Here is a 23,305-nt window from a genome sequence, read left to right on the forward strand (position 1 = left end):
TCACTGAAGGAGTCTAAAGGCAGGGGAGGGGCGTGGGGCTGCGGATGAGGGGGAGCTCTCACCAAGGTTTGGTGCGTACGTTGTACGGCTCCGAGTCGCATCGCCCCCCGCGGCCGACCCGCCGAGGGGCCTCGGGCCCGGTCACCGCACGTTCGGCAGGACCGGCCGCAGACCGTTCCACCGGGCGATCTCGCACCCGTTGGTCCGCCGGAACGAGGCGTCCACGTGGCGGCCGTGCCAGGTGCCGGTGACACGGGCGGTGGCTTCCCCGCCGAACTGCTGCGTACACATCGCGTCCCGGGGAACCGGCGCGAAGGGGTCCGTCCCCTCCCCCTCCAGCTGGTCCAGCCGCTCGCACGCCTGTGCCGCGACCGGGTGGCTTCCCTTGGCCGGCCCGCACTCCAGCTCGTACCTGCCGTCGGCCTCCGGGTTCCCCGACCCGGCGACGACCACGGTGAGCCGCGTCCCCGCGCCGTCGTCCTGGAGGAGCGGCAGGGACAGCGGCAGCGGCAGGGGCCCGGACGCGGCGGTGGCGGCGGGCGCGGCGGCGGACAGCGCGGCGAGGGACGCGACAGCGGTGAGAGCGAGACGGCGCATCATGGCGGACTCCTGTGGCGGAAGAACCTGCGGGGGCGGCGCCCCCGCCCTGCCTAACGCGCGACGCGCCCCGGCGTTGCGCACGGCAACCGCTTTGCCCTCGTGGCCGACCGCCTAGTACCGTAGGCCGCGATTGGTGGCGCAGCGTGCAGCTGTGTCATCATCTGCACGCACCACTCGCGCTCGCGCGGGCGTTGCGGATGGAGGCGTCGCCTAGTCCGGTCTATGGCGCCGCACTGCTAATGCGGTTTGGGGCTTACACCCCATCGAGGGTTCAAATCCCTCCGCCTCCGCACCACACCGAAGCCCCGGTCCCCAGGACCGGGGCTTCGGCCGTTCCTCGGCATCTGCCCAGCTCAGGCCGGGTGCGCCTAATGGATTTCGCGTCCCGGCGCAGGTCATGTAATGTTGTTCTCGCAACGCCGACGGGGCGGAAAAAACCCCGGAAGCACAAGCACTCGTAGCTTAACGGATAGAGCATCTGACTACGGATCAGAAGGTTGCAGGTTCGAATCCTGCCGAGTGCACAGCAAACCAGAGGCCCTGTGGAGTGATCCACAGGGCCTCTGGTTTTTGCGTTGACGGCAGTGTGTGACGGCGACCGTCTCGTGTCGCGAATCAGGTGGCACAGGGTGTGCTCAGTTCCCTCGGAGAACGAGGGCCTCGGCCACAAGGGCGCTTGGCAGCCCGCGCCCCGCACATGCGTAGTCGATCAGCACGTCCAGGTAGAGGGACCAGTTGGCGGCATCCAGCGTCAGGGCCTGCTCGAAGGCGGCCGCAGCCCGGTCCAGGTCGCCCTTCGCACGCCAGGTGTTCGCTCGTGCGACTGCGATCCACATGACCGGGTCGACGGCATCGGCGCGGTCGCAGAGGGCGAAAGCCAACTCGAAGCGGCCACAGGCACGGGGCAGCCGGGGCATGGCGGCCAGCGACTCCGGTACAGGAGAGCGTTCGGAGACCACGTCCAGGGCATGGAACCAGGGAGTGAACGACTCCCGCATCTCTTCGGTGTCCAGGGCGTGGTCGTAGTCCAGAACTCTCAGGCACGCCTCCGCCAACGCCTGAGCGCTCACCGCACCGAGGAACCGCTGATCCCCGAACCACGGGGCGGTGCCCCATGCCACGTCGGGCCGTATCCCCGTGACCGAGCCAAGGGCCATCGCCGCGTACGGTTCCGGGGCCGCCGGCGCGGATGCAGCACCACACCTTGGCCGTGGCCATCGGGCGGGACCTTTGGCCGCCCCTGCCCAACCACCCGGCAGCGCTGCGGCCGTTGGCCGAGTGCTTCCGGCGGGCTCGGGAAGGGCGTGGGGTCGGTGGTCATGACTACTTGCGCTTCAGTGCTTCTCGTACGGCTGTTGGGTCTGTGCCGTCCACAAGGTTGACCGCCTGGTCGACGAGCCAGGTGTCGTCGTCGGGGACGAGGCGGAGGGCGGTGTGGGTGTACATGTCGTTGCCTATGGGGCCGATGGTCACCCGTATGCCGGTGCCTGCGGGGTGGGAGCCGTAGGCCGGGAGGTCGATCGGCTTGCCCGTGCTGATCCGCATCCCCTCAGTGCTGCCGATCCGGCGGGTGGTGATGAGGTCGACGCACTCTTCGATCGTGGGGGCGTGCTGGGCTCGGCGCAAGCGTTCGGTGGTGGACTCGCACACCGTTTTGTAGTCCTGGTCCAGGTTGGCCTGCTGGTAGTTGCGCGCGGCCTGGGCCGGGGTGGTCGTGCGGTCCTCGTCGGGGGCGTCGTCGCAGGCCGTCAGCGGCAGGAGCGCCGCCCATACGAGTACTCCTGCCAGCCGTCCGGTCCTCGCCGCCATGGTTGTCCCCGCCCCCTGTGCTTAGGGGGGATTACAGCACAGCCCGTACTTCTGCCTGGGCCCCGCACCCCTCACCGCCCCGCGGCCTCCACCGGCGCGACCGAGGTGGACACCGCGACCGGGCGGCGGCGGGTCGGCATGCCCGTTGTCGGGTTGGCCACGCCCCAGGCGGCGCCCTTGCAGACCAGTTCCTTGTAGAGCGCGGCGATACGGCCCGTCAGCGCGGCCTTGACCGCGCGGTCGTCGGCGGTGACGTACTGGATGAGGCCGTCCTTGCGGCCCAGCGAGATGCACTGGTTGAAGTAGCGCAGCGGGGTGGACGGGACCTTGGTGCCGGCGAGGCGGGCCGCGAGGGCGTCGGCCGCCTGCCAGGCGGTGGGGACGCCCGAGGCGCAGGACATCCGCAGCGGCTTGTCGCCGGGGCCCGCGACGAGGGCCGCGTCCCCGATCGCGCACACATCGGGGTGCGAGACCGAGCGCATGGTCGCGTCGACCACGATCTGGCCGGTCTCCGAGGTCTCCAGGGCGGTGGCCGCCGCGAGCGGGTGGACCGCGAAGCCGGTCGTCCAGACGGTGACCGCCGCCTGGTACGAGGTGCCCTCGGCCGTGGTGGCGTAACCGGCCCCGACCTCCGCGACGGCGGTGTTCTCGTGGACGGTGATCCCGAGCCGGTCGAAGACCTTGCGGACGTGCGCGCGGCCGCTGGGCGAGAGCCAGTCGCCGAGGCCGCCGCGGGCGGCGAGGGCGATGTCGAGGTCCGGGCGGGCCTCCGCGAACTCGGTCGCCGCTTCGAGGCCGGTCAGTCCGCCGCCGACGATCAGCACGGACTGGCCGGGTGCGAGGGCGGCCAGCCGTTCGCGCAGCCGGAGCGCGCCGGGGCGGCTCGCGATCTCGTGGGCGTGCTCGGCGGTCCCGGGGACGCCCTGGGTGTTCCAGGCGCTGCCGAGGGCGTAGACGAGGGAGTCGTACGCCAACTCCTCCTCGCCGTCCGCGCTGCCGACGGTGACCGCCTTGCGGTCGACGTCCACGGCGGTCACCCGGCCGACCTTCAGCTCCACGCCCGTACCGGCGAACATCTCGGTGAAGGGGCGGGGCTTGAGGGCTTGGCCGGCCGCGAGCTGGTGCATGCGGACGCGCTCCACGAAGTCGGGCTCCGCGTTGACGAGGGTGACGCTGACGTCCTCACGGCGCAGCCGCTTGGCGACGCGGCCCGCCGCGATGGCTCCGGCGTATCCGGCTCCGAGGACGATGATGCGGTGCTGCTGCATGTGCCTGCTCCTGTCTCGCGCGGGTTCGCCCCTGCGGGGTGGTTTCTCGACCCTTGAACCGGGTAGCCCGCGCTTTCCTGACAGGAGTGTGGTGTGACCTGCGTCACTGAGTGCTCAGAAGGCTGTGAGCAGCGGCTTTCCGTGTTCCATCGCCGCCCACTGCCGGGTCGCGCGTTCCAGCTTGTCCGGGTTGACCTGGTTGCGGAACGAAGCGATTCCCTCCGGGGTGACCTCCACACACATGACGCCGATGACGCGTTCGCCGACGACCGCCAGGACGGCGGTGGCGCCGTTCGCGTACGTCATGTGCAGTTCCACGGAACCGCCGGTCATCGCGGTCTTCGCCTTGCCCGGCTTGAGCAGGCCGCGCATGAACGTCGCGACGGCCTTGGCGCCCTCGAACGCCTTGGCGCGCGCGGGCACCTTTCCGCCGCCGTCGCCGATGGAGATCGCGTCGGAGGTCAGCAGCTCCACGAGCGGTTCGGTACGGCCGCCCGCGGCGGCGAGCAGGAACTCCTCGATGACCCGGCGGGCGGCGGCCTCGTCCACCTCGGTGCGCGTCCGGCCGTCGGCGATGTGCTTCTTCGCCCGGTGGTAGACCTGCTGCACGGCGGATTCGCCGAGGTCCAGGATCTCCGCGATCTCCCGGTGCGGATAACCGAACGCCTCGCGCAGCACGTACACGGCCCGCTCGCCGGGCGTCAGCCGCTCCATGAGCGTGAGCACGGCGTACGAGACCGACTCGCGCTGCTCCACCGTGTCGGCGGGGCCGAGCATCGGGTCCCCGGCGAGCAGCGGTTCGGGCAGCCAGGCGCCCACGTATGTCTCGCGGCGGGCGCGGGCGGAGGTGAGCTGGTTGAGGCAGAGGTTGGTGAGGACCTTCGTCAGCCACGCCTCGGGGACCTCGATCCGCCCGGTGTCGGCGGCCTGCCAGCGCAGGTAGGTGTCCTGCACGGCGTCCTCGGCCTCGCTCGCCGAGCCCAGGAGGCGGTAGGCGATGGCCTCCAGCCGGGGCCTGGCCGCCTCGAACCGGTCCACGTCCTGCACGGTCGTCATGCCCGGAATCGTAGCCCCGGGCCCGTTGTCAGTGCTCGCCCGTACGCTGCGGACATGGACTGGCAGTGCACCGGCCTCCGCTGGCCCGAGGGCTCCGACGGCCCCGCGCTGGGCTGGCGCAAGGGGACGCGGACGCGGGCGAGCGTCCTGGCGTACGGAACGGAGTTCGGCTTCCGGGCGTCCGGTGAGCGGCGCTGCTCCGGGGCCCGGGGCAACGCCTGCCCGCTGGGTGCCGTGGTCCCGGCGGGCTCCACGGGCGGCCGCTGCCCCGAGTGCGGGCGGCTCGACCGGGCGCATTCGGTGGCCGCCGACACGATCCCGGACGACCCCCGCACGTACCGGGTGTACCTCGCGTGGTTCGGGCCCGGCATGGTGAAGGTCGGGATCACCGGGGAGGAGCGGGGCGCGGCGCGGCTGCGGGAGCAGGGGGCGGTGGTCTTCAGCTGGCTGGGCCGGGGGCCCTTGATGGCGGCGCGCCGGGCCGAGGAGGTGCTGCGGGCGGCCCTCGGGGTCCCGGACCGCATCCCGTACGCCCGCAAGCGGGAGGTGCGGGCGGCCCTCCCGGACCCGGTGGAGCGGGCGGGCGAGGTCGCGGAGCTGTACGGGAAGGCGGCGGCCCTGGAGGGCGGCGGCTGGCCGGAGGCGCTGCAGCGGCTGCCGTTCGCGGCGGTGGACCACGCGGAGGTGTTCGGGCTGGGGGCGAGGGCGGGGACCGGCCCTGGCGCGATGCCCCGGTCCGGGCCGGTCCGCGCGGTGGCCGGTCTGGTGGACGGGGGCGCGGTGGCGGGGCGGCTCGTCGCGGCGGCGGGACCCGACCTCCACCTGGACGCGGGTTCTCAGGGCCTCGTCATCGTGGACACCCGGCTGATGACCGGCTGGACGCTGACGGCGGCCGGGGCGGGCGCGGCCGGGGTGAGCGTGCCGACCGTCGTGGTGGGGGGTGGGGCGGCGCAGGACGGGCTGTTCTGAGATGGTCGCCCGTATGGGTGACGATCACGACGACGTGGTGCGGTTCCGGCAGCGGCTCGGGCTGCCCGGGCTCATCGACGTACACACGCATTTCATGCCGGAGCGGGTCCTGCGCAAGGTGTGGGCGTACTTCGACTCGGCGGGTCCGCTGACCGGTCTGGAATGGCCGATCGCCTACCGGCACGAGGAGGCGGAACGGCTGGCCGTGCTCCGCTCGTTCGGGGTGCTCCGCTTCACGTCGATGCTGTACCCGCACAAGCCGGGGATGGCGGCCTGGCTGAACGACTGGGCGGCCGGATTCGCCGCGCGGACGCCGGACTGCCTGCACACCGCGACGTTCTTCCCCGAACCGGACGCCGGGCGCTATGTGCGGGAGGCCGTGGAGGCGGGGGCCCGGGTCTTCAAGGCGCACCTCCAGGTCGGCGCGTACGACCCGAACGACCCGCTGCTCGACCCGGTGTGGGGGCTGCTCGCGGAGGCGGGCATCCCGGTCGTGACGCACTGCGGCTCCGGCCCGGCGCCCGGCAAGCACACCGGCCCCGGTCCCATCGGACGCGTCCTCGCCCGGCATCCCCGGCTGCGGCTGATCGTGGCGCACATGGGGATGCCGGAGTACGCGGAGTTCCTGACGCTCGCGGAGGCGTATCCCGAGGTCAGGCTGGATACGACGATGGCGTTCACGGACTTCGTCGAGGAGTTCAGCCCGTTCCCCCCGGCGGAGCTCGGCCGCCTCGCGGACCTCGGCGACCGCGTGCTGCTGGGCACGGACTTCCCGAACATCCCGTACCCGTACGCCCACCAACTGCACGCCCTGGAGCGCCTGGACCTGGGTGACGACTGGCTCCGGGCGGTCTGTCACGACAACGCGAAGGCGCTCTTCGGCGTCTGAGGGCCCCGGCGCGGCTTTCTCAGGGAATTCACAGAAACGGGAAAGAACTCTCTCAGAGCCGTCCCGGAGGCTGGCGTCATGACGACGACGACCTCGCCCCAGGGGCGTACCGAACTGCTCAGGCCGGACCGCACCCCCGTGCGGGTGCTGGTCGTGGACGACGAGGCCTCGCTCACGGAGCTGCTGTCGATGGCGCTTCGTTACGAGGGCTGGGAGGTGCGCAGCGCGGGCGACGGCGCGGCCGCCGTGCGTACGGCCCGCGCGTTCCGGCCCGATGTGGTGATCCTCGACGTGATGCTGCCCGACATGGACGGGCTCGCCGTCCTCGGCAGGCTGCGGCGGGAACTGTCCGACGTACCGGTGCTGTTCCTGACCGCGCGGGACTCCGTGGAGGACCGGATCGCCGGGCTCACGGCGGGCGGCGACGACTACGTCACCAAGCCGTTCAGCCTGGAGGAGGTCGTGGCCCGGCTGCGCGGCCTGATCCGGCGCTCGGGGACGGCGGCGGCGGCGCGCGGCGAGTCGCAGCTCGTCGTGGGCGATCTGATGCTGGACGAGGACAGCCACGAGGTGAGCCGGGGCGGGAAGAACATCCACCTGACGGCGACCGAGTTCGAGCTGCTGCGGTTCCTGATGCGCAACCCGCGCCGGGTGCTCAGCAAGGCGCAGATCCTGGACCGGGTCTGGAACTACGACTTCGGCGGCCAGGCCAACGTGGTCGAGCTGTACATCTCCTACCTGCGCAAGAAGATCGACGCGGGCCGAGCGCCCATGATCCACACCCGGCGCGGGGCGGGATACCTGATCAAGCCCGGTGAGTAGCGCGATGCGGCGGCCGTGGACCCTGCGCACCCGCCTGGTGGTCTCGGCGGTGACCCTGATCGCCGTCGTCGCCGCCGTGATCGGCTCGGTGACCGCGATCGCGTTCCACAGCTACATGTACGGGAAACTCGACGACCAGCTGCGGGACATAGCGGTCCGGGCCGAGCGGGCGCCGGGTGTTCCCTCGCCCGGGGGCCCGAAAACATCCCCGGAGCGTGATCCGCTCGGTTTCATCGGCATGGGCGGTCAGCCGCTGGAGACCTTCGGCGCGCTGGTCGAGCGGGGGGAGATCACGGACTCGGCCGTCGTGAAGGACGGCGGGTTCGACGCCGGTGAGAACACCGAACCGCTGACCCACGCGCAGCGGGACGCGGTGACGGAGGCCGGTGTCACGGCGGACGACCGCGCGCACGACGTCGAGCTGCCCGGACTGGGCGGCTACCGGGTGCGGGCGGTGCCGACGGACGACGGCGGCACGGTCCTCGTCGGCATCCCCACCAGTGAGGTGAGCCGTGCGCTGGGCACCCTGATCCTGGTGGAGGTCTGCGTGACCGGCGCGGGGCTCGTCGCGGCGGGGATCGCGGGCGCGGCGATGGTCGGTGTGGCGCTGCGGCCGTTGCGCCGGGTGGCGGCGACCGCGACCCGGGTCTCCGAACTTCCCCTGCACAGCGGCGAGGTGGCCCTCTTCGAGCGGGTCCCGGACGCGGAGGCGGATCCGCGCACCGAGGTCGGCCAGGTCGGCGCGGCGCTCAACCGGATGCTGGGGCACGTCGGTTCGGCCCTGGACGCGCGGCAGCGAAGTGAGACACGGGTGCGCCAGTTCGTCGCGGACGCCAGTCACGAGCTGCGGACGCCGCTGGCCTCGATACGCGGCTACGCCGAACTCACCCGGCGCGGAAGGGAGGACCCCGGTCCGGACACCCGGCACGCGCTCGGCCGCATCGAGTCGGAGGCGCAGCGGATGACGGGCATGGTCGAGGACCTGCTGCTGCTCGCCCGCCTGGACGCGGGCCGCCCGCTCTCGTACGAGAGCACCGATCTCTCGCCGCTCGTCGTGGACGCGGTGAGCGATGCCCGCGCGGCGGACCGCGCCGAGCCCGCCCGCCAGTGGCGCCTGGACCTGCCGGACGCCCCGGCGACGGTCCGCGCCGACCCGACCCGTATCCACCAGGTCCTGGTCAACCTCCTGGCCAACGCCCGTACCCACACCCCGCCGGGCACCACGGTCACCGCCCGCGTCCTGGCCGGAACCGGCGACCCCTGGGTCACCGTGGAGATCCGGGACGACGGTCCCGGCATCCCCCCGGACCTCCTCCCCCATGTCTTCGAACGCTTCGCCCGGGGTGACGCCTCCCGTTCCCGCAACGCCGGTTCGACGGGCCTCGGCCTGGCGATCGTCCAGGCGGTGGTGACGGCCCACGGCGGCGCGGTGGAGGTGCGTTCGGTGCCGGGGGAGACGGTGTTCGCGGTCCGGCTGCCCGCGGAGCGGACGGATGCGGATGGTTACCGGACCCCGGTGTCAGCTCCGGGCCGCCGCCTGACGGATGTCGGCCTCCGCCAGGGCGCCGGGTGAAAAGACCGCGGCGGCGATCCGGAGCTCGGGCGGCAGGGCGGTCCACAGCTCTTCGAGAAGGCCGTCGCGGTCTCCGGCGGCGACGCGGACCTCGGCGAACGGATCGCCGGTCCTGATCCCGTCGCTGTCCGAGCGGTAGGTCGTCATGAGCACCCCTTCGCCGGGCTCCAGGCCGGCGACCTCCAGCATCAGCCGGTTGGTGGCCGTGCGCTCCCCGCCGCTGTGCCGTGCGGCGCCGAACCAGGCCCGTCCGCCCGGAGCGCCGTCGGCGACGACGGTCAGCCGGGGGGTGAAGATCGGCGGGTCGGGTTCGTAGTCCAGTCCGTCCAGGGCCAGGGCGGGTACGTCTCCGGAGTCGAGTCGGCCGGCGACCGCGGCGACCTGTTCGCCGTTGCCGTAGACGAGCCACCGGCCGCTCTGGCGGGCGGCGACGTAGTGGCGCAGATGGTCGTGTTCGCCCGGTTCCGACGGGGCGACGATCAGCGTGCCGTCCGCGGTGCGGCGGAGGGTGCGGGCCTGGGAGGCGGGGCTGCGCCCGGTGAGGAAGTAGGCGCCGAGCGTGTCGCCGTCGCCGGTCCTGCACCACAGGACCCCGCGCCCGGGGTAGCGGTTGCCGGTCAGTATGTTGTTCAAACCGTTCACTGGGCTCAATTCCCCGTCCGTCCATGGCGTACCCGCATCGCGCGTGGCTGTCCGCGGCATCCAAGCGAAAGAGCCGCCGACGGCGGAGCGAAGACCGGATAGTGGTCGTGGACCCGAGGGGGGCGCGTGGCCAGGGTGGTGGATCTCGTCTGTTTTCCCGTCAAGGGATGCGCGGGTACATCGATGAGCGAGGCGGTCCTGACACCCGCGGGTCTCGCGCATGACCGCAGCTTCATGGTCATCAGCGAGGACGGGGTCTTCCGCACCCAGCGCCGCCATCCCCGTCTCGCCCTGATCCGGCCCACTGTCAGCGCCGACGGTGCCCGCCTCGTCCTTGGTACGGACGGTCACGGCACAGTGGGCCTCGACGTGACGATGTCCGCGCCCCGCCGGGACGTTGATCTGTTCGGCGCGATGTTCCAAGGCATCGATCAGGGGGAAGACGTCGCCGCCTGGCTCTCCGACGTCCTCGGCACCCCCAGCCGTCTCGTCCGCGTGCCGCCGGAGCACGACCGGATCGCCGAGGGCCTGGTCTCCGGCCCGTCCGGCTACGCCGACAGCAGCGCCGTGCACCTGCTGTCCGTCGCCTCCCTCGACCTCCTCAACCGGCGGATGGCCGAGCGGGGCGCCCCGCCGCTGCCGATGGACCGGTTCCGCCCGAACATCGTGGTCGACGGCGGCTGGGCGGGCGAACCGCACGCCGAGGACCGGGCGCGCCGCGTCAGCATCGGTGACGCCGAGCTGGGTTACGCGAAGCTCGCCGTGCGCTGTGCCGTCACCCTGGTCGCGCAGGAGGCCGGCGTGCGGCGGGGCCCGGAGCCCTTGCGCACCCTCGCCGGATACCGGCGGGCGGCGAGCGGGGGCGTCGTGTTCGGCGCCAAGTTCTCCGTGGTCGCGCCGGGGAAGCTGTCGGCCGGCGACGAGGTGGCCGTCACGGAGTGGGGCGACGCCGAGCTCTGAGGGCGGGAACCGGGGGCACTCACATCTGGGCCACAGCCTCAGCACATGGCCGTGACAGCGGGGTTGGCGACTGTCGATGGCATGCGAACAGAGACTCCTTGGAGCACCTTGCCGGCCCGGGACCACCTCCTCGCCGGAGTGGGCGGTGCGGCGGGTGTGCCCGTGCTCGATGTGGTGGTACCCGTCTACAACGAGGAGAAGGACCTCGAACCGTGCGTGCTGCGGCTGCACGAGCACCTGGCCCACACCTTCCCGTACGCCTTCCGGATCACCGTCGCCGACAACGCCAGCACCGACCGGACGCCCGAGGTGGCGGAGCGGCTGGCGCGGTCGCTGCCGGGGGTGCGGTCCTTCCGGCTGGAGGAGAAGGGGCGCGGAAGGGCGCTGCGTACCGTCTGGACCCACTCGGACGCGCCGGTCCTCGCGTATATGGACGTCGATCTGTCCACCGACCTCAACGCACTGCTCCCGCTGGTGGCGCCGCTGATCTCCGGGCACTCCGACCTCGCCATCGGATCGCGGCTCGCGCGCAGTTCGCGGGTGGTGCGGGGGACGAAGCGGGAGTTCATCTCGCGGGCGTACAACATCATCCTGCGTTCGTCGCTGTCCGCGCGGTTCAGTGACGCGCAGTGCGGGTTCAAGGCGATCCGGCGGGAGGTCGCGCAGCGGCTGCTGCCGATGGTGGAGGACACCGGCTGGTTCTTCGACACCGAGATGCTGGTGCTCGCAGAGCGGGCCGGGCTGCGCATCCACGAGGTGCCCGTCGACTGGGTGGACGACCCCGACTCCACGGTCCACATCGTCCGGACCGCCACCGATGACCTGAAGGGCGTGTGGCGGGTGGGGCGGGCGCTGGCCGTCGGCGCGCTGCCGCTGGACCGGCTGGCGCGGCCCTTCGGGGACGATCCGCGCGACCGGGCGATCGGCGGGGTGCCGGGCGGGCTGGCCCGTCAGCTCGTCGGGTTCTGCGTCGTGGGCGCCCTGTCCACGCTGTTCTACCTGGCGCTGTACTCCCTCTTCCGGCTCGGCGCCGGTCCCCAGCTCGCCAACGGGGCCGCGCTGCTCGTCTCGGCCGTCGCGAACACCGCCGCCAACCGGAGGCTCACCTTCGGGGTACGTGGCCGGGGCGGCGCGGTCCGCCACCAGGCGCAGGGCCTCGTGGTCTTCGCCATCGGGCTCGCCCTGACCAGCGGTTCGCTGGCGGCCCTGGGCGCGGCCTCCGGCTCGCCCTCCCACAGCACCGAACTCGCGGTGCTCATCGCGGCGAACCTCGCGGCGACGGTGCTGCGCTTCCTGCTCTTCCGCGCGTGGGTCTTCCCGGACCGGGAGCGGGGAAACCCGGTGACGGCTGCCGCACCGGCCGCGCCCTTCCCGGCCGCAGGCCCGGGAAACCCGGTGCACCCCGCCACGCACCCCGCCGCCGTTCCCGCACACCCCACCGCCGAAACCGTCCCCGACCCGAGGAACGTCCGATGACCACGCTCGACCCCGCCTACGCTCCGGCCGCCCGGCCGGACACGCCCCCGGGGCACGCACGGCCCGGTGCCTCACTACCCCGCCGGATCTGGCGCGGCCGGTCCGAGGACGCGCCCTGGGTGCGCCCCGCCTTCCTGGCCCTGCTGCTCGTCATCACGCTGGCGTACTTCTGGAACCTCAGCGCCTCCGGCTACGCCAACTCCTTCTACTCCGCCGCCGTGCAGGCCGGAAGCCGCAGCTGGAAGGCGTTCTTCTTCGGCTCGCTCGACGCGGCCAACGCCATCACCGTCGACAAGCCGCCGGCCACCCTGTGGCCCATGGCCCTGTCGGTGCGGGTCTTCGGCCTCAGCTCCTGGGCGATCCTCGCCCCGCAGGTGGTGATGGCCGCCGCGACGGCCGGGGTGCTGTACGCGGCCGTGCGCCGCCGGTTCAGTGCCGCCGCCGGGCTCATCACCATGGCGGTGTTCGCGCTGACGCCCGTCGCCGCGCTGATGTTCCGCTTCAACAACCCGGACGCGCTGCTGGCGCTGCTGATGACGGTCACCGTCTACTGCGTGCTGCGCGCGATGGAGAAGGGCCGTACGAAGTGGCTGGTGTGGGCGGGCGTCGCGGTGGGGGCCGCGTTCCTGTCGAAGACCCTCCAGGCGTTCCTGATCCTCCCGCCGCTGGCCGTGCTGTACGCGGTGTTCGCGCCGGTCTCCGTACGGAAGAGGTTCGGGCAGCTCGGCCTCTCGGCGCTCGCCATGGTCGTCGCGGGCGGCTGGTGGGTGGCGGCCGTCGAACTGTGGCCCGCCTCCTCACGCCCGTACATCGGCGGTTCGCAGAACAACTCGTTCCTTGAGCTGACCTTCGGCTACAACGGGCTCGGCCGGATCAACGGCGAGGAGACCGGCAGCGTAGGCGGCGGAGGCGGCCGGGGCGGCGGCGGTCAGTGGGGCGAGACCGGCATCGGCCGGATGTTCAACTCCGAGGTGGGCGCCCAGATCTCCTGGCTGCTGCCCGCCGCCCTGATCCTGCTCGTCGCCGGAATCTGGCTGACCTGGCGTGCAGGGGGGCACCTCCCAGGCATTAAGCGCTGGGGGAGCACCGACACCGCGCGGGCCGCGTTCCTCGTGTGGGGCAGTTCGCTGCTGATGACGGCCGCCGTGTTCAGCTTCATGGCCGGGATCTTCCACCAGTACTACACGGTGGCCCTGGCCCCCTATCTGGCCGCGCTGATCGGCATGGGCGTCACGGTCCTGTGGGAGGAGCGGGCCCGCTGGTGGGCGGGCGCCGCGCTGGCCGCGACCGTCGCGCTGACGGCGTACTGGGCGTACGTGCTCCTCGGCCGCACCCCGGACTACCTGCCGTGGCTGCGGACGGCGGTGCTCGTCACCGGGCTCGTGGCGGCGGTGGGCCTGCTGCTCGCGGCCCGGCTCGGCCGCCAACTGGCCCTCGTCGCGGTCGTCCTGGGCTTCGCCGCGTCGCTCGCCGGACCGGCCGCGTACACCGTGAGCACCCTGAACACGGGCCACCAGGGCTCCATCGTCACCGCAGGCCCGTCCTTGGGCGGCATGGGCGGCGGCCCCGGCGGCGGTGGCGGCGGCCGAGGTGGCGGCCCGGGTGGCGGCGGCGGGATGCCCCCGGGCCAGGGCGGCACGAACCAGCAGGGCACCGGCATGGGCCAGCCCCCCACCGGCACCCCGCCCGGCCAGGGAACGAGCCAGAACCAGGGCAACCAGGCCCGGGGCAACGGCCAGAACGGCCGAGGCTCCACCCCGCCCACCATGGGCGAACGCGGCGGAGCCGGTGGCATGGGCGGCCTCCTCAACGGCGCGTCCGTCGGCTCCGAGGCCAAGGCGCTCCTGGAGAAGAACGCCGACGACTACACCTGGGCCGCAGCGGCCATCGGCTCCCAGAACGCCGCGAGCTACCAACTCGCGACCGAGGACCCCGTCATGGCCATCGGCGGCTTCAACGGAAGCGACCCGTCCCCGACACTCGCGCAGTTCAAGAAGTACGTCGAGGACGGCCGCATCCACTACTTCGTCTCGGGCGGCGGCATGGGCGGCGGCATGGGCGGCAGCGGAAGCGGCACAGCCTCGCAGATCTCCTCCTGGGTGGAGAAGAACTTCAAGGAGGTGACGGCGGGCAGCGCCACCTTCTACGACCTCACCCAGCCGACGACGGACAGCTGACGACGACAGCCGACGACGGACAGCTGAACCGCAGAACTCACCTCCGCAGCAACAGATCGGCCACGACAGGGCGGTGGTCCGAGGCGATCGTCTCCTCGGCCACCGCCGCGCCGCGTACCCGAACGGTGTCCTTCGAAACCGCCACGTAGTCGATCCGCTGCACCGGATTCAGCGCCGGGTACGTCGGCCCGCCGGGCTCGATGTCGGTGAGCTCCTTCCACAGCGGCGCCAGCTCCGGAGCGGTGGGCGGCGCGTTGAAGTCGCCGAGCAGGATCTGCCGCACCGGCCGCCGCTCGTGCGCCTGGTCCTCCGCCATGATCCGCCGGGTGTCCGCGACCTGGGCGACCCGGACGGACGGGTCGGCCCGGTAGTCGAGATGCGTCGCGTACACATGGACGGGCAGCCCGCGCACCTTCAGCACCACTTCGCCGAAGCCGGGCGCGGGCGCCGGGACCGGGTTCGGGTCCTGCGTGGAGAGCCGGGTCAGATCGTGGTTCTCGGCGCTCACGATCCGGTACCGGGACAGCACGGCGACGCCGAACTCCCGCCGGGGACCGCCCTCCTCCACCGGGCCGAGGCTGTAGATCGGTGCGAAGGAGACATGCATCCGCAGCCGCCTGCCCAGCTCCGCCGCCAGGTCCCGCCACTCGCTCCGGTCGCCCCAGCGGACGTCCACCTCCTGGAGCCCGATCACATCCGCGTCCAGGGCGCGCAGCGCGGCCACCTGCCGGTCGAGATCGAAGACGTTGTCCATGCCGGCCCCGGCATGGATGTTGTACGTGGCGACGCGCAGCGGGACCGACTGCCCGGGCGCCCGCCCGTGCCCCGCCGCCGTCGCGGGAGGCGCGAGCGCAGCCCCCAACAACCCTGCGGCCACCAGGACTTCCACCGTACGACGACGCAGTGACATATCACTCCAGCTTCCGGGGCAGGTCGTATCCGATGTGGCGACGGGCACCGTACCCACGAGAAGACACTTGTACGCCCCACCCACCGCGATCCCGCGCCGCCCGACCGCGACCGCGGCATAGCATCGGGCGGGACCTGCCGGACCGTAAGCCTCCGTTTCGTGGGCAGGCGGTACGCGGCCGGTCCGTCCGTCCCGCCGGCGAGACGAGGGAGTGCGCCATGGTGTCCGCGGCCGACCGCGTGAAGAACCCTGTCCGGTCCAGCGTGTGGCTGGAGACCCGGCAGCCCGCGCGCTCCCGCCGGGCGGACCAGCCGGCCGGGCTCGACCGGGAGCGGATCACCGCGGCCTCGGTCCGGCTGCTGGACGCCGAGGGCCTGGCGAAGTTCTCCATGCGCCGGCTGGCCGCCGAGCTGAACGTGACGGCCATGTCCCTGTACTGGTACGTGGACACCAAGGACGACCTGCTGGAACTGGCCCTCGACGCGGTCTACAGCGAGATCGCGCCGCCGCCCGCCGACGCCCCCTGGCAGGACCGGCTGCGCGCGGTCGCGGCGGCGTACCGGGGGCTGCTGGTGCGGCACGTCTGGGTTTCGCCGCTCGCGGGCCGCTTCCTCAACCTGGGCCCGCACGCGCTCCTGGTGACCCGCACCGTGCAGGACGTCATCCGGGCGACCGGCCTGCCCCCGGAGAGCCACGGCGGGGCGCTGGCGGCGGTCTTCCAGTTCGTGTACGGATTCGGCACGGCCGAGGGCCGGTTCGCGCGGCGCAGCGCGGAGGCGGGGCTCAGCCAGGACGAGTACGTCCGGCAGGCGAGGGCGGCGATCCAGGAGCAGCCCCGGCTCGACGGCTTCATGGAGGACTCGCCGGGCCTGCTGGCGGCGCGCGGCGGGGCCACCGTGGAGGAGATCCGCGAGCGCGACTTCGCCTTCGCGCTGGACCTGCTGATCGCGGGGATCGACGCGATGCGGGAGCGCGCCCGTTGAGGGCTCAGTAGGTGCGGGAGCGCACCCGCTCAGGGCTCAGTAGCCGCGCCCCGTGTCCACCCCGAGCGCCGGAACCCGAGCCTCCGCCACCTCCCGCAGGCACGCCGCGAAGTCCGTGACGATGTCCTCGTCCGCCGTGATCCCCGCCGAGTGCGAGGTGACGACCGTACGCGGCAGCCGCCAGCACGCGTCCCCGGGCGCCGCGGGCTCGTCGGCCAGCACATCGAGCACCGCCCGCCCCACCGCCCCGGAGCGCAACGCCCCCTCCAGCGCTCCCAGATCAACCGTCGCCCCCCGCCCCACATTGAGGAACGTCGCCCCGCCCATCGCCGCGAACCGGTCCGCCCCGAAATAGCCCGCGGTCGCTCCGGTCAGCGGGAGCGCGGCGACCACCCAGCGGGCGGCCACCGGTTCGTCCGCCGGGACCACCGCGTCGAAGCCGGGCGGCACCGGGCGCGGGGTGCGGGCGGCGGCCACGGTCCGGATGGAGCAGGCCCGCAGCAGCGTGGCGACGGCGGAGCCGATGCGGCCGATTCCGTGCACCACGGCGGTTTGTCCGGCGACGAGTTCGGAGTCGATGCGGCGCCACTCGGCGCGGGCGTGCTGGGCGGCGAACTCCGGGACGGACTGGCACTCCGCGAGCACCCAGCCCAGCACGTACTGCGCGATCCGCTCGCTCATGCGGCCGACGGTCCGGGTCAGCAGCACGCCGTCCGGCCAGGGCCCGGTGCGCAGCAGGGCGTCCGTGCCCGCGTTGACGCTGTGGAACCAGATCAGGTCCGCCCCGCGCACCGCGTCGGGCAGCGCGGCACCCACGTACACGAAGGGGCCCTCGACGGGGCCGCGTTCGACGGGGCGCCCGGTGGCCGCCGCCAGCCCGCGCACGGCGGTCTCGCCGACCTCGGGCCCGGCGACGATCCGGGCCCGGTCGAGCAGGGCGGGGGAGATCACGGGGCGAGGTGGGCCGGGAAGCCGCCGGTGGCGACGGGGCCCCAGCGCTCCGGGGTGATCCGGATGATCGATTTGCCCTGCTTCACCATCGCCGCCCGGTACTCGTCCCAGTCCGGGTGCTCGCCGGAGATGTTCCGGAAGTACTCGACCAGCGGTTCGACCGAGTCCGGCGTGTCGATGACCTCCGCCGAGCCGTCGATCTGGACCCAGGGCCCGTTCCAGTCGTCGGACAGGACGATCACGCTGACCCGTGCGTCGCGCTTGGCGTTCCGGGTCTTGGCGCGCTCGGGGTACGTGGAGACCACGATCCGGCCCGCGTCGTCGACGCCGCAGGTGAGCGGGGAGCCCTGGGGGCGGCCGTCGGCCCGGGTGGTCAGCAGGATCGCCCGGTGCCGGGGCCGTACGAACTCCAGCAGGGCGTCGAGTTCCACGGCGGTGTTCGTTGCGATGTTGGGTGCCATGGAACCGACCCTACGACGGAGGGCTGTCAGACGGCGGGCAGGGAATCGCCCTGCACGGCCTGGATGTCGAGCTCGACGCGGAGCGTGGTGCCGATCGCCGCGATGCCCGCCTGGACCACCTGGTTGTAGTTCATGGCGAAGTCCTCGCGGCGCAGTTCGGCGGTCGCGCTGAACGCAGCGCGCACCCCGCCCCACGGGTCGGGGCCGGTGCCGAGGTAGCTCAGGTCGAGGTCGACGGGCCGCTTCACACCGCGCATCGTCAGCTCGCCGTGCACGGTCCAGCGGTCGGGCCCGGCCGGGGTCAGCCCGCTGGAGCGGTAGGTGATCTCCGGGAACCGGTCGGTGTCCAGGAAGTCGGGGGAGCGCAGGTGCTTGTCCCGCATGCCGTTGCCGGTGTCGATGCTCGACGCGTCGATGACCGCCTCGACCCGGGAGCTCTGGACGTCCTCGGAGATCTCGATGCGCCCGCCGAACGCGGTGAACCGGCCGTGCACGCTGGAGATCCCCAGGTGCTGGGCGACCGCGCCCACCGAGGAGTGCGCCGGGTCCAGCGACCAGGCGCCCGGCGGCGGCAGCTCCACACCGCCCTGGCGGTTGAGCACCACCGTGCCCGCCTCGACCGTGCCGCTCGCCGTGACGAGGGCGGTGGAGGCGGCGGGGGCGTACCCGACCGCCGTGACGATCACCGTGTACGCGCCCGCGGACAGCGGGGTGTCGGCCCGTACCGCTCCGGCCTCGTCGGCGGCGGCGCGCAGCACCTGGGTGCCGGTCATGTCGGTGACCGTCACGACCGCGTGCTGCACGGCCCAGCCGTCCCGCGTCCGTACCTGTGCGCGAAGTCCCATCCCGTTCTCTCTCCTTGCTCATGACCCGTCGTCCGTCCACCGGACCGGGTCATTCAATGAGTCGGGCCCCGGGGCGGGGACGGCAGGCCGTCCCCTGCCTGCCGTCCCCGCCGCCGGGGCCCATTTCCACCGGCCGGTGCGGCGCCTCCGCTCGAAAAGCGCCGCCCCCGCCAGGGGTTCTGATGCGGGCCGGGGTTCTACCCCCGTACCCGTCGGGTTACTCGCCCGGGTGGACGAGCTCGATGTCGTGGCCGTCGACCCCGTGACCGGCCACCGTCAGGGCACCGGCCACCGGCGGGTAGCCGGTCGCGATGACCGTGTACTCGCCCGCGTCCAGGTCGGCGAAGGCGTACGCCCCGTCCTCCCCGGTGGTCGAGTTGGCGATCACGTTGCCGGCCGCGTCGACCAGCGTGACCCGGGCGTCGGGCAGCGGGCGGCGGCTCGCACCGGCCCGCACGACTCCCTGGACCAGCGCACCGGCCCGGAGCGCGACGTCGGCCCGGGTGACCCCCTGGCCGCCGATCTCGACCGGCAGGGCCAGCGGGCGGAAGCCGGCCGCGTTGACCGCGACGGTCACCGCGCCGGGGACGAGCTCGCCGAAGGCGAAGTCGCCCGTCTCGGCGGACTTGCCGGTGGCCAGGACGTCGCCGCGGACATCGGTCACGATGACCATGGCGTCCGCGACCGGGGTACCGGTCTCGGCGGCACGCACGGTGCCGGCCAGGCCGCTCGTCCCCGCGAGGAGGATGTCGTACGCCAGCGGCTCGTCGCCGACGACCACGGTGGACGCCTGCGGCTGGAATCCGTCGGCGGACGCGATCAGGACGTACGAACCGGCGCCCGGGGCGGCCAGCGCGTAGCTCCCGTCGGCCTGCGCCGCGGCGATGCCCAGCTGCCGGCCGCCGAGCGAGATCAGCGTGACGGCCGCCCGGGCCACGGGCGCGCCCTCGGCGCCCCGGACCACACCGCGGACGGGGGTGCCGCCCTTGCCGAAGTCCACGGGGGCCTCGGCCTCGTCGGCGGGAGCCACCTCGGTGGTGTCGACGGCGGTGACTCCGGCGGCGCCCTCGGCGACCGCCTCGGTGACGGTGTCGGCGGGGGCCTCGGCGGGCGCGTCGGCCTGCGCCGGGGCGTCGTTGCCGGCCCGGGACTTGAGCGCGACCTCCTTGATGAACAGCGTGATCAGGAAGGCGAGCAGCGCGGCCGGAGCGGCGTACAGGAAGACGTCACCGACGCCGTGACCGTAGGCGGCCTCCATGACCGTACGGAACGGGGCGGGCAGCTTGTCCAGGTCGGGGATGCCCCCGCCGCCGGTGCCGCCGTGGCCCAGGGCCGCACCCTGCGGGCCGAGGTCCGCCAGGCCGTCCTTCACGTAATGGGTGACGCGGTTCGCCATGACGGCGCCCAGCGCCGAGACGCCGATCGCACCACCGAGGGAACGGAAGAAGGTGACGACGGAGCTGGCCGAACCGAGGTCCTTCGGGTCCACCTGGTTCTGCGTGGCGAGCACCAGGTTCTGCATCATCATGCCGATGCCGAGACCCATCACGAACATGAAGATCGCGATGTGCCAGTACGTCGTGTCGTAGCGGATCGTGCCGAGGAGGCCGAGACCGGCGGTGACCAGGAAGCCACCGCTGACCAGCCAGGCCTTCCAGCGCCCGGTGCGGGTGATGACCTGGCCGGAGATGGTCGAGGAGAGGAACAGCCCGCCGATCATCGGGATCGTCATGACACCGGACATCGTCGGCGACTTGTCGCGCGCCAGCTGGAAGTACTGGCTGAAGAAGACGGTGCCCGCGAACATCGCGACACCGACGAACAGCGAGGCGAGCGAGGCGAGCGTGATGGTCCGGTTGCGGAAGAGCCGCAGCGGGATGATCGGCTCGCTGGCGCGGGACTCGGTGAAGACGAAGAGCAGCGCGAGGACCACGGAGCCCGCGAGCATCACGCCGGTCTGCCAGGACATCCAGTCGTACTTGTCGCCCGCGAAGGTCACCCAGAGGAGCAGCAGCGAGACGGCGGCGCTGATGAAGAAGGCGCCGGTCCAGTCGACCTTGACCTCGCGCTTGACGACCGGGAGCTTCAGGGTCTTCTGGAGCACGATCAGAGCGATGACCGCGAACGGCACACCCACGTAGAAGCACCAGCGCCAGCCCATCCAGCTGGTGTCGGTGATGACGCCGCCGAGCAGCGGGCCGCCGACGGTGGCGACGGCGAAGACCGCGCCGATGTAGCCGCTGTAACGGCCGCGCTCGCGCGGGGCGATCATGGCGGCCATGACGATCTGGGCGAGGGCGGACAGACCGCCGACGCCGATGCCCTGCACCACACGGCAGGCGATCAGCATGCCCGAGCTGGTCGAGAGCCCGGCGACGACCGAACCCGCGACATAGATGATCAGGGCTATCTGGACCAGCAGCTTCTTGCTGAACAGGTCGGAGAGCTTGCCCCACAGGGGGGTGGTCGCGGTCATCGCCAGCAGCGAGGCGGTGACGACCCAGGTGTAGGCGCTCTGCCCGCCGCCCAGGTCGGAGATGATCTCCGGCAGGGCGTTGGAGACGACGGTGGACGACAGTATCGCGACGAACATGCCGAGCAGCAGCCCGGCAAGTGCCTCCATGATCTGCCGGTGTGACATCGGCGTGCCGTCGGAGGCGTCGTGGCCCCCGTGCTTGGCGTGGCCGCCCCGCACACCGGTTGGTGTGGTCGTAGCCATGTAAGTCCTTGTCTTTGCTTCTGTTACGCGGGTGTACGGGTGTACGAGCCGTCGTGGCTGTCGGCCCGGCGCGAGCGGCAGTCGCCGCTGTGCTTTCCGGGGGCGCACCCTCCGGTGCCGCGACAGGAGAAGCTGTCGCGCAGCCGGGCCAGCAACGTGTTGAGCTGTCCGACCTCGTCGTCGGACCAATCCTGAAGATGGCAGGCGAACATCTCGGTCGACCGGCGGTAGAGGTCCTCCAGCACCCCTTCGCCCGCGGGGGTCAGCCGCAGGATGCGGGAGCGCTTGTCCGCCGGGTCCGGGAACCGTTCGATCCAGCCCCGTTCCGCCACGTGGGCGACGTGCCGGCTGGTCACCGACATGTCGACCGCGAGGAGCTCGGCCAGCCGGCTGATCCGCATCTCCCCGTGCCGGCTCAGCAGAGTCAGCACGGCGGCGGATCCACCGGGGCACTCGGCGGGCAGGATGCGGGCGAGACCTCGTTTGACGGCTCCGATGGCGCTCAGCTGCCGGGCCAGTTCTTCGTACTGACTCCGTGCGGCCACGGGACCCCCCAGACAATCTCACCGGTCATCTTGTTGCTTAGGGCAACCATAGAAGCCGTTGGTTGCTGCAGGCAAACGAAAAGGGGCTTGCGGGAGTAAAGGAACGCAAAAGGCTGCGCCGGGTCCTGGTCAAACCCGCAGTGTCTGCGGTAGAGGAGGGGGTGATGTGGTACGCGACACACCGGTGGCGGATCGGCGGGCGGCGCCCGGGGGTTGGGCCGTTCGCCCGAGTTCGCTAGGGTCCTGCGACATGGCACACAATCCCCACGCACCGCAGGGTCCCGAGGGCTCCCACGACCCGGCCGGCAGCACCCAGATGTTCCGCGCCTTCGTCGATGAGGGCGAGCCGCAGCGCGCGCAGCAGCCCGCCGCCGTCTCCTCCGGTCCGAGGACCGGACTGATCGCCGGAATCGTCGCGGTGGTCATCGTGCTGGGCGCGGTCGCCTGGCTCGCGCTCGGCTGACCGACCCGTTACGCGCCCCGGCCCGCATCCGTCTTCGCGCCGCTCCCTCGCCGATTCGCGAGGGGGCGGCGCTTCGGTGTGCGGCCGCCGCCGTACGGGAATGCGCACCGGCCGCCGAGGAGGCCCCGGCGGCCGGTGGTGAGGCGGGTGCGGACTCAGTCCGCGATGAGCCCTTCCCTGAGCTGGGCGAGCGTACGCGTCAGCAGACGGGAGACGTGCATCTGCGAGATGCCCACCTCCTCGCCGATCTGCGACTGGGTCATGTTGGCGAAGAACCGCAGCATGATGATCTGGCGCTCGCGCGGCGGGAGCTTGGCCAGCAGCGGCTTGAGCGATTCGCGGTACTCGACGCCTTCCAGCGCCGTGTCCTCGTAACCCAGCCGGTCGGCCAGCGAGCCCTCGCCGCCGTCGTCCTCGGGGGCGGGCGAGTCCAGCGACGAGGCCGTGTAGGCGTTGCCCACGGCCAGACCGTCGACCACCTCCTCCTCGGAGACCCCGAGCGCCCGGGCCAGCTCCGGCACGGTCGGCGAGCGGTCGAGCTTCTGCGCGAGCTCGTCGCTGGTCCGGGTGAGGGCGAGCCGGAGCTCCTGGAGCCGGCGCGGCACCCGCACCGACCACGAGGTGTCGCGGAAGAAGCGCTTGATCTCGCCCACGACGGTCGGCATCGCGAACGTCGGGAACTCCACGCCCCGTTCGCAGTCGAAGCGGTCGATCGCCTTGATCAGGCCGATGGTGCCGACCTGGACGATGTCCTCCATCGGTTCGTTACGGCTCCGGAACCGCGCCGCCGCGTACCGCACGAGGGGCAGGTTGAGCTCGATGAGTGTGTCCCGCACATAGGCACGCTCCGGGCTGTCGGTCCCACCGGGACCCGGGGCGGGGCCCAGCGCGGCGAGCCGCAGGAACAGGGAGCGGGAGAGCGTGCGGGTGTCGATGGCTTCCGGCGAGCTGGTGAGCGCAACGGGTGCAGGCTCGCTCTTTTCGAGCGTGAGCACCTTCGAGCTGCCCTGTTCTTCGGACATGCCACCCCCTTGAGGTCGCGGACGGTCGCGGTGGCCACGACCATCGGAGGAACGCAGCCTCCACCTGAATACCGGAGGCGGGGCTGCGGCAAACTCACTTCCCGCAGAATGTCACATGTCGGCAACACGCTGTAGTGACTTGTCGACAAGTCCAGGGGGAGTCTG

The 23,305-nt window shown here is 72.3% G+C and carries 22 protein-coding genes and 2 tRNA genes; 11 read left to right on the forward strand and 13 right to left on the reverse strand.

Annotation, left to right across the window (positions count from 1 at the left end; genetic code table 11):
* Positions 1–141: 141 nt before the first annotated feature.
* Positions 142–600: an SSI family serine proteinase inhibitor gene (locus OHS17_RS17095; protein ID WP_330312869.1), complete on the reverse strand. Its 459-nt coding sequence runs from the start codon at positions 598–600 to the stop codon at positions 142–144.
* A 199-nt stretch (positions 601–799) separates the two neighbouring features.
* Between OHS17_RS17095 and OHS17_RS17100 the strand changes: the two genes are divergently transcribed.
* A tRNA-Ser gene (locus OHS17_RS17100) sits at positions 800–890 on the forward strand.
* A gap of 161 nt (positions 891–1,051) precedes the next feature.
* Positions 1,052–1,124, forward strand: a tRNA-Arg gene (locus tag OHS17_RS17105).
* Positions 1,125–1,235: 111 nt separating this feature from the next.
* Here OHS17_RS17105 and OHS17_RS17110 read toward each other — a convergent pair.
* The 4 genes from OHS17_RS17110 to sigJ form a co-directional block, all read right to left on the reverse strand.
* On the reverse strand, positions 1,236–1,757 hold the full coding sequence (locus OHS17_RS17110) for a hypothetical protein (protein ID WP_330312870.1): 522 nt from the start codon (positions 1,755–1,757) through the stop codon (positions 1,236–1,238).
* Between the two features lie 166 nt (positions 1,758–1,923).
* Complete coding sequence (locus tag OHS17_RS17115) at positions 1,924–2,409, reverse strand: hypothetical protein (protein WP_330312871.1); 486 nt, start codon at positions 2,407–2,409, stop codon at positions 1,924–1,926.
* A 71-nt stretch (positions 2,410–2,480) separates the two neighbouring features.
* Positions 2,481–3,677 carry an NAD(P)/FAD-dependent oxidoreductase gene (locus OHS17_RS17120; RefSeq protein WP_330312872.1) on the reverse strand — a complete coding sequence of 399 codons (1,197 nt, stop codon included), beginning with the start codon at positions 3,675–3,677 and terminating at the stop codon, positions 2,481–2,483.
* Positions 3,678–3,791: 114 nt separating this feature from the next.
* Positions 3,792–4,733 (reverse strand): RNA polymerase sigma factor SigJ, encoded by a 942-nt coding sequence (sigJ, locus tag OHS17_RS17125; protein ID WP_330312873.1) that lies wholly within the window; start codon positions 4,731–4,733, stop codon positions 3,792–3,794.
* Positions 4,734–4,787: 54 nt separating this feature from the next.
* On the opposite strand from sigJ, the gene OHS17_RS17130 reads away from it, so the two are divergent.
* From OHS17_RS17130 to OHS17_RS17145, 4 genes are all read left to right on the forward strand, one after another.
* The gene (locus OHS17_RS17130) at positions 4,788–5,702 is read left to right on the forward strand and encodes a DUF2797 domain-containing protein (protein WP_330312874.1); all 915 of its coding nucleotides are present in this window, start codon (positions 4,788–4,790) and stop codon (positions 5,700–5,702) included.
* Positions 5,703–5,715: 13 nt separating this feature from the next.
* Positions 5,716–6,591 (forward strand): amidohydrolase family protein, encoded by an 876-nt coding sequence (locus OHS17_RS17135; RefSeq protein WP_330312875.1) that lies wholly within the window; start codon positions 5,716–5,718, stop codon positions 6,589–6,591.
* Positions 6,592–6,669: 78 nt separating this feature from the next.
* Positions 6,670–7,413, forward strand: a complete 744-nt coding sequence (locus OHS17_RS17140) for a response regulator transcription factor (protein WP_330312876.1) — start codon at positions 6,670–6,672, stop codon at positions 7,411–7,413.
* 4 nt (positions 7,414–7,417) lie between these two features.
* Positions 7,418–8,986 carry a sensor histidine kinase gene (locus OHS17_RS17145; RefSeq protein WP_330315277.1) on the forward strand — a complete coding sequence of 523 codons (1,569 nt, stop codon included), beginning with the start codon at positions 7,418–7,420 and terminating at the stop codon, positions 8,984–8,986.
* On the opposite strand, the gene OHS17_RS17150 is transcribed toward OHS17_RS17145, so the two are convergent.
* The gene (locus OHS17_RS17150) at positions 8,933–9,628 is read right to left on the reverse strand and encodes an IMP cyclohydrolase (protein ID WP_330312877.1); all 696 of its coding nucleotides are present in this window, start codon (positions 9,626–9,628) and stop codon (positions 8,933–8,935) included. The genes OHS17_RS17145 and OHS17_RS17150 overlap by 54 nt on opposite strands.
* A 126-nt stretch (positions 9,629–9,754) precedes the next feature.
* Between OHS17_RS17150 and OHS17_RS17155 the strand changes: the two genes are divergently transcribed.
* From OHS17_RS17155 to OHS17_RS17165, 3 genes are all read left to right on the forward strand, one after another.
* Positions 9,755–10,588, forward strand: coding sequence for an MOSC domain-containing protein (locus tag OHS17_RS17155; RefSeq protein ID WP_330312878.1), 834 nt, complete (start codon positions 9,755–9,757; stop codon positions 10,586–10,588).
* 81 nt (positions 10,589–10,669) lie between these two features.
* Complete coding sequence (locus OHS17_RS17160; RefSeq protein WP_330312879.1) at positions 10,670–12,064, forward strand: bifunctional glycosyltransferase family 2/GtrA family protein; 1,395 nt, start codon at positions 10,670–10,672, stop codon at positions 12,062–12,064.
* On the forward strand, positions 12,061–14,241 hold the full coding sequence (locus OHS17_RS17165; RefSeq protein ID WP_330312880.1) for an ArnT family glycosyltransferase: 2,181 nt from the start codon (positions 12,061–12,063) through the stop codon (positions 14,239–14,241). The genes OHS17_RS17160 and OHS17_RS17165 overlap by 4 nt, the downstream gene beginning before the upstream one ends.
* A 37-nt stretch (positions 14,242–14,278) precedes the next feature.
* Here the strand turns inward: OHS17_RS17165 and OHS17_RS17170 are convergent, their stop codons facing one another.
* The gene (locus OHS17_RS17170) at positions 14,279–15,151 is read right to left on the reverse strand and encodes an endonuclease/exonuclease/phosphatase family protein (RefSeq protein ID WP_330312881.1); all 873 of its coding nucleotides are present in this window, start codon (positions 15,149–15,151) and stop codon (positions 14,279–14,281) included.
* Between the two features lie 218 nt (positions 15,152–15,369).
* Between OHS17_RS17170 and OHS17_RS17175 the strand changes: the two genes are divergently transcribed.
* On the forward strand, positions 15,370–16,134 hold the full coding sequence (locus OHS17_RS17175) for a TetR/AcrR family transcriptional regulator (protein ID WP_330312882.1): 765 nt from the start codon (positions 15,370–15,372) through the stop codon (positions 16,132–16,134).
* Positions 16,135–16,170: 36 nt separating this feature from the next.
* On the opposite strand, the gene OHS17_RS17180 is transcribed toward OHS17_RS17175, so the two are convergent.
* The 5 genes from OHS17_RS17180 to OHS17_RS17200 form a co-directional block, all read right to left on the reverse strand.
* Positions 16,171–17,085, reverse strand: coding sequence for an NAD(P)-dependent oxidoreductase (locus tag OHS17_RS17180; RefSeq protein ID WP_330312883.1), 915 nt, complete (start codon positions 17,083–17,085; stop codon positions 16,171–16,173).
* Positions 17,082–17,546, reverse strand: coding sequence for a PPOX class F420-dependent oxidoreductase (locus OHS17_RS17185; RefSeq protein WP_330312884.1), 465 nt, complete (start codon positions 17,544–17,546; stop codon positions 17,082–17,084). The genes OHS17_RS17180 and OHS17_RS17185 overlap by 4 nt, the downstream gene beginning before the upstream one ends.
* Positions 17,547–17,572: 26 nt before the next feature.
* Positions 17,573–18,391, reverse strand: a complete 819-nt coding sequence (locus tag OHS17_RS17190) for a YceI family protein (RefSeq protein ID WP_330312885.1) — start codon at positions 18,389–18,391, stop codon at positions 17,573–17,575.
* A gap of 217 nt (positions 18,392–18,608) precedes the next feature.
* On the reverse strand, positions 18,609–21,110 hold the full coding sequence (locus tag OHS17_RS17195; protein WP_330312886.1) for an MFS transporter: 2,502 nt from the start codon (positions 21,108–21,110) through the stop codon (positions 18,609–18,611).
* Between the two features lie 23 nt (positions 21,111–21,133).
* Positions 21,134–21,655, reverse strand: a complete 522-nt coding sequence (locus OHS17_RS17200) for a MarR family winged helix-turn-helix transcriptional regulator (RefSeq protein WP_330312887.1) — start codon at positions 21,653–21,655, stop codon at positions 21,134–21,136.
* Between the two features lie 250 nt (positions 21,656–21,905).
* Here OHS17_RS17200 and OHS17_RS17205 point away from each other — a divergent pair, with 250 nt between their 5' ends.
* On the forward strand, positions 21,906–22,118 hold the full coding sequence (locus tag OHS17_RS17205; protein WP_330312888.1) for a hypothetical protein: 213 nt from the start codon (positions 21,906–21,908) through the stop codon (positions 22,116–22,118).
* Positions 22,119–22,273: 155 nt separating this feature from the next.
* Here OHS17_RS17205 and OHS17_RS17210 read toward each other — a convergent pair whose 3' ends face one another.
* A complete protein-coding gene (locus tag OHS17_RS17210; RefSeq protein ID WP_018101789.1) occupies positions 22,274–23,140 on the reverse strand; it encodes an RNA polymerase sigma factor SigF in 867 nt (288 codons plus the stop codon).
* Positions 23,141–23,305: the final 165 nt, after the last annotated feature.

The organism is Streptomyces sp. NBC_00523, assembly GCF_036346615.1.
Classification (GTDB): domain Bacteria; phylum Actinomycetota; class Actinomycetes; order Streptomycetales; family Streptomycetaceae; genus Streptomyces.